This is a genomic window from Affinundibacterium seohonense (assembly GCF_014284305.1).
Classification (GTDB): Bacteria; Pseudomonadota; Gammaproteobacteria; order Burkholderiales; family Burkholderiaceae_D; genus Undibacterium; species Undibacterium seohonense.
Genome location: NZ_JACOFW010000066.1, coordinates 1 through 1,321 on the forward strand (window position 1 = coordinate 1; position 1,321 = coordinate 1,321).

1 pseudogene is annotated in these 1,321 nt (G+C 44.7%); it reads left to right on the forward strand.

Annotated features, from left to right (window positions below):
- Positions 1-71: 71 nt before the first annotated feature.
- Positions 72-1,321: pseudogene (locus tag H8K52_RS20570) on the forward strand (integrase); the annotation flags it as partial.

Below are 1,321 nucleotides of genomic sequence, written 5' to 3' on the forward strand. Positions count from 1 at the left end.
TTAGCTGCCCCATCTTTGCATGTAGAGCCATTCTCCTATCTGACTTACTTCGAACCCACTGGAGGTGTGTTATGAATCGACGTTGTCTAGCGTTTCAAAACATGGAATTGGATCTCTGGCCTGTGGTTGATCGAGCAGCATTGTCACCTGAAAAGAGAGCGTTTTTTGAGCTAAGGCTTAAAGCAATTGATGCTTACGCGATGGGTGCAACGCTACGAGAAATTGAACAGGAGACAGGCATTAACGGTCGGCAGTTGCACCGGACACTAAAACGATGTCTACAGCAAGCGGAAGACGGAAGGATTTATGGATATCGTGGCTTGATCAAACACAGTCGTGTCGGTGCTTACTTGCGAACGGAAGGAATTTCTGATTTACATGTGAGTTCGAAAAGTGGCCTAGCAGGTGCATTTGCAATGTTGCTTGAGTCGTATCCAATATTATGTAAATGGATAGCGCAAAAAATTAAGCAACATTCGATAAGTGTTATTCAGGTCAACACAGAAGGGAAACTCAAGATCAGGCTTAAAGGAATAAAGAACCTACATGCAAGCTTCATTATTCAGTGTCGCGGAGCCGGCATCTCAGCAACAGAGTATCCATTGAATACAGATCGCATGGGCATTGGTGCATTTGCGAGTTTTGTGAAACGGGAGATGTTGGCTAATTTCGGGACAACAGCACATGCAGCTGGGGCAAAGAATTTGAAGGGATTACCACAACCGGTAGTGGCAACACAAAAAGGGGCAACTTACCCCTACCAAATCGTTGAATTTGACGGACATCGATTGGATGTCAGGTTAAAGATTGTGATTCAGGATCCGCTTGGGCTTGAACAAGAGTTTGAAATTGAACGAATTTGGTTGCTCGTTATCATTGATGTTTGCACGCGTGCGGTTCTTGGATATCACTTGGTTTTATCTCGTGAATATTCTCGATACGACGTGATCAAGACAATTGAAAAAGCCATTACACCACATACATCTAAAATATTTCAATTGCCAAATGTTGGCTATGGCGCGTCTGGTGGTTTTCCTTCTGGTAAGTTACCAGAGCTTGGATATGCCATATGGGAGCGCATGCGTCTTGATAACGCGAAAGCGAATCTATCGAACGAAACGATAACCGCGCTATGTGAATTTATTGGTTGTGCTGTCGATGCAGGACCTCCCCATCATCCTGATGATCGTCCTTACATTGAGCGATTTTTCGGAACGATCGCAAATTCGCTTTCCGCAAGAATGCCTGGATATACAGGATCATGCACTGCCGATGTTCGTCGCGCATTGGCTGACGTTAAAGGTAATCTGAGACTGTTCGT